The 4,160-nt window shown below is 68.0% G+C and carries 6 protein-coding genes; all 6 read left to right on the top strand.

Going from position 1 to position 4,160, the window contains the following annotated elements; all coding sequences use genetic code 11:
* Positions 1-122 precede the first annotated feature (122 nt).
* A complete protein-coding gene (locus tag VGV06_04115) occupies positions 123-947 on the top strand; it encodes an RluA family pseudouridine synthase (GenBank protein HEV2054344.1) in 825 nt (274 codons plus the stop codon).
* Between the two features lie 41 nt (positions 948-988).
* Complete coding sequence (locus tag VGV06_04110) at positions 989-1,792, top strand: glucose 1-dehydrogenase (protein ID HEV2054343.1); 804 nt, start codon at positions 989-991, stop codon at positions 1,790-1,792.
* Between the two features lie 61 nt (positions 1,793-1,853).
* The gene (locus VGV06_04105) at positions 1,854-3,041 is read left to right on the top strand and encodes an acetyl-CoA C-acyltransferase (GenBank protein HEV2054342.1); all 1,188 of its coding nucleotides are present in this window, start codon (positions 1,854-1,856) and stop codon (positions 3,039-3,041) included.
* A gap of 167 nt (positions 3,042-3,208) precedes the next feature.
* On the top strand, positions 3,209-3,409 hold the full coding sequence (locus VGV06_04100; GenBank protein HEV2054341.1) for an AbrB/MazE/SpoVT family DNA-binding domain-containing protein: 201 nt from the start codon (positions 3,209-3,211) through the stop codon (positions 3,407-3,409).
* On the top strand, positions 3,406-3,669 hold the full coding sequence (locus VGV06_04095) for a type II toxin-antitoxin system VapC family toxin (protein HEV2054340.1): 264 nt from the start codon (positions 3,406-3,408) through the stop codon (positions 3,667-3,669). Before VGV06_04100 ends, VGV06_04095 begins: the two co-directional genes overlap by 4 nt.
* Before the next feature lie 235 nt (positions 3,670-3,904).
* Positions 3,905-4,160: zinc-ribbon domain-containing protein (locus tag VGV06_04090; protein HEV2054339.1), on the top strand; the 256-nt coding region annotated here is incomplete at its 3' end.

Here is a 4,160-nt window from a genome sequence, read left to right as displayed (position 1 = left end):
GCGGGCTCGCCGCTGACCATCGCCGCGGGGGTCGGGGGCGCGATGCTGCTCGCGCTCGGCGTCGGCTTCCTCGGCACCTTCCGGCTCCTCGGCCGGAAGCCTCTCGGTGTCCTCAGAGGCGAATGAGCCCGGCGACGCTGGCGGATCGGCTGCACGCGCTCTTCCCGGACTCCTCGGGACGGAGCCTCAAGCAGTGGCTTGAATCCGGGCGCGTCGAGGTCAACGGGCGCGTGGCTCGAGACGGCCGCGCGGTCGTGCGGGCGGACGACCGCGTCGAGCTCGGCGGGCGCGGCCGCATCCCCTTCCCGAAGGGTCTCGGCCTCGTGTACCAGGATGAGGCGATCGTCGTCGTGGACAAGCCGGCGAGACTCCTCACCATGGCGACCGAGCGCGAGCGCGAGCGCACCGCCTACCGCCTGCTCTGGGACTATCTCCAGGCCCAGCGGCCGCGTGCGCGCCCCTTCATCGTCCACCGCCTCGACCGCGACACCTCGGGGCTCCTGGTGTTCGCCAAGTCCCCGGAAGCCAAGCAGCACCTCCAGACCCAGTTCGAGGAGCGCACGGTCCAGCGCGTCTACACGGCGCTCGTGAAGGGCCACGTGCGCGAGCAGTCGGGGACGCTCGAGAGCCGCCTCGTCGAGGACCGGAGCCTCCGTGTCCACACCGCGCGAGGCCCCGAAGGCAAGACGGCCATCACGCGCTACCGGGTGCTCGCGCGCGGGCAGGACACGACGCTCCTCGAGCTCTCGCTCGACACGGGCCGGCGCAGGCAGATCCGTGTCCAGCTCGCGGCCATCGGCCACCCGATCGTCGGCGACCGCGAGCACGGCGGTCCCGGGGGCCTGTTCCGCCGGCTGTGCCTCCACGCGACCCGCCTCGGCTTCATCCACCCGGGCAGCGGCAAGGCCATGCGCTTCGAGAGCGCGGCGCCCGCGGCTTGGGTATAATCCGCGCGTCCTTCCATCCCCCAACCGGCACAGGAGGCATTATGGCAGCGTCGCCGTTCTCGCTCGAGAAGAAGGTCGCGATCGTCACGGGAGGCGGCGTCGGCATCGGCCGCTCCATCGCCATCGAGTTCGCCAAGGCGGGCGCCGATGTCGTGATCTGCAGCCGCAAGAAGGAGAACCTCGAGCCCGTCGTGGCCGAGATCACGAAGCTCGGCCGCCGCTCCTTCTGCGAGTCCGTGGACGTCCGCCAGGAGGAGGCGGTCAAGGCGCTCGTCGAGCGCACCGCGAAAGAGATGGGGCGTCTCGACATCATGGTCAACAATGCCGGCGCCTCCTTCCGCGCCAAGGTCGAGGACATCAGCGCCAACGGATGGAACACCGTCATCCAGATCAACGTCAACGGCGTCTTCTTCGGCTGCAAGTGGGCGGGCAAGCAGATGATGGCGCAGGGCGGCGGCGGCGCGATCATCAACATCTCCTCCATCGCCGGCGTCTACGGCTCGACCATGATGGCGCACTACGGCACGGCCAAGGCGGCCGTCATCAACTTCACCCGGGCGCTCGGCATGGCCTGGGGGCGCAAGGGCATCCGCGTCAACTGCATCGCGCCGGGACCTGTCGAGACTGAAGGGTATCTTGGGGTCCTCACCAAGCAGGATCCGGCCGCCGCCAAGAAGGCCTACGACGCGGTGGCGAGCCGCACGGGCATGGGTCGCTGGGGCAAGGTGCACGAGATCGCCTACCCGTGCATCTTCCTGGCATCGGAGGCCTCGGCCTTCATGACGGGCGCGACGATCATCGTGGATGGGGGCCCGAGCGCCCGCGAGGGCGACGAGGCCTCCTAAAAAGGGTATACTCCCGGCAACGAGCCGCATTCAGACCAGCCGATTCCAGAAAGGAGCCTTTATGAGAGAGGCCGTCGTCGTCTCCAGCTCGCGCACCCCGCTCGCCAAATCGTTCCGGGGGTCGTTCAACATGACCCGCCCGGATGACCTGGCCGCCCACTGCATCAAGGACGCGCTCGGCAAGGTCCCGCAGCTCGACAAGACCGAGATCGAGGACGTGATTCTCGGCTGCGCCCAGCCCAACGGCGCCCAGGGCAACAACGTGGCGCGCGTGGCCCTCCTTCGCGCCGGCCTGCCCGTCTCCGTCGCCGGCACCACCGTCAACCGCTTCTGCTCCTCGGGGCTCCAGGCCATCGCCATGGCCGCGCATCAGATCATCGTGGGCGGGGCGGAGGCCGCCATCGGCGGCGGGCTCGAGAGCATCAGCATGATGAAGCGCGACGGCGACCCCAATCCCTGGGTCAAGGAGCACAAGCCCGGCCTCTACATGCTCATGGGCGACACGGCCGAAGTCGTGGCCAAGCGCTACAAGATCAGCCGCCAGGCGCAGGACGAGTTCTCCCTGGCGAGCCAGCAGCGGACGGCGCGCGCCCAGCAGGAGGGCTTCTTCAAGGAAGAGCTGGCGCCGCTCCAGGTCGTGCGAGGCGTCGTGGACAAGAAGACGGGCGAGATCGCGGGCAAGGAGGACTACTACGTCGACAAGGACGAGTGCAACCGCGCCGACACGACGCTCGAGGGTCTGCTCAAGCTGGCGCCGCACTTCGACAAGGACAGCGGCCAGGGCTCGGTGACGGCCGGCAACTCCTCGCAGCTTTCGGACGGCGCCTCCGCCACCGTCCTGATGTCGCTCGATCGCGCCAAGGCGCTGGGTATCAAGCCCAAGCTGATCTTTCGCGGCTTCGCCGTCGCCGGCTGCGAGCCCGACGAGATGGGCATCGGGCCCGTCTACGCGATCCCGAAGCTTCTGAAGCGCATGGGCGTCAAGATGGACGAGATCGGCGTGTGGGAGCTCAACGAGGCCTTCGCCTCGCAGGTGATCTACTGCCGAGACAAGCTCGGCATCCCGATGGAGAAGCTCAATCCCAACGGCGGGTCGATCTCCATCGGCCACCCCTTCGGCATGACGGGCTCGCGCATGGTCGGCACCATCGCCAACGAGATGCTGCGGCGCAAGGCGAAGTACGGCGTGGTGACGATGTGCATCGGCGGCGGCCAGGGCGCCGCGGGTCTCTTCGAAGCCTGCCTCTAGACGCCTGCTTCAAGACAAACAGAGGCCCGGGCGCCGCGCGGGAGTCCCCGTCCCGCTGCCTGCGCCCGGGCCTTTTCCTCGTCCGGCTCCCGGCCGACTGTTTCGGGAGATCTGCAGTTGCCTTACTGATCGGCGATCGATAAGATTTCTGTAGGACAATGGAAACCGTGATTCTGTCCAGCAAGTACCAGCTCGTCTTGCCGCGGGGTGCCCGCGAACGTCTTCGGCTCCGCCCGGGGATGCGGATCACCGTCCTCGAGAAGGGCGGCGTCATCTTCCTGGTGCCGGAGCGTCCCTTGCGGACTTACCGCGGCATCGTTCGGGGCGTGCGCGCCAAGGGGCTCCGCGAGAAAAAGGATCGCCTCTGATCCTTGTCGATTCGAGCGGTTGGATCGAGTACCTGGCCAACCGACCGAAGGCGGGGCGCTTCGCAACCTACATCGAGGGCCGTGAGGCCCTCCTCATCTCAGCCATCGAGATCTACGAAGTCTACGCAGTCCTGTCTCTCGCCCATGGTCTCGCGATGGCGGACTCGCTCGTGTACGCGACGGCCCAGCGCTTCGGGGCGACCCTCGTCACCGGCGACTCCGACTTCGAGGGACTCCCCGATACGGTCGTAGTGCGGTGAGGAGCCGAGCGAAGATAACATAAAACCCGTTCTCAGTGATGGCCCGCCTCGCCCGAGGATCTTCCCCCCCTTGTCACAGAGCGGCCGCGGGGAAAACGAGCGCCCGGGGGAGTCGCCGGGCGCTTTCGTTTTGAGGCCTCTCACGCCACGCGAAATCAATGGTAAACTTCATGCCGCGATATAAGGCGAGAGACGCCGTGAGGAGGTGAGCCCGGCGACGCCTAGCGAGCCCACGGTGCAATGTCCATCCTGTCAGGCGGAGAATCCCCCCACGCAGAAGTTCTGCGGCGAGTGCGGCGCCACGCTCGGCGCCCCCGCTCAGCCGGCCGCGGCCGCGCCCCCCCCTGCGCCGGCTCCCGCCGCCGAGGAAGAAACAGCCGCTCCATCCTCGCCCGGTCCCTCGGCTGCCTTCCGCGACGCCGCCCCCGTCACCTACACCCCGAAGCACCTGGTCGAGAAAATCCTTACCTCCAAGAGCGCCATGGAGGGGG

The organism is Candidatus Methylomirabilota bacterium (assembly GCA_035936835.1).
In the GTDB taxonomy this organism is placed as follows: domain Bacteria; phylum Methylomirabilota; class Methylomirabilia; order Rokubacteriales; family CSP1-6; genus AR37.
This window is presented reverse-complemented; position numbering and strand designations above follow the sequence as displayed.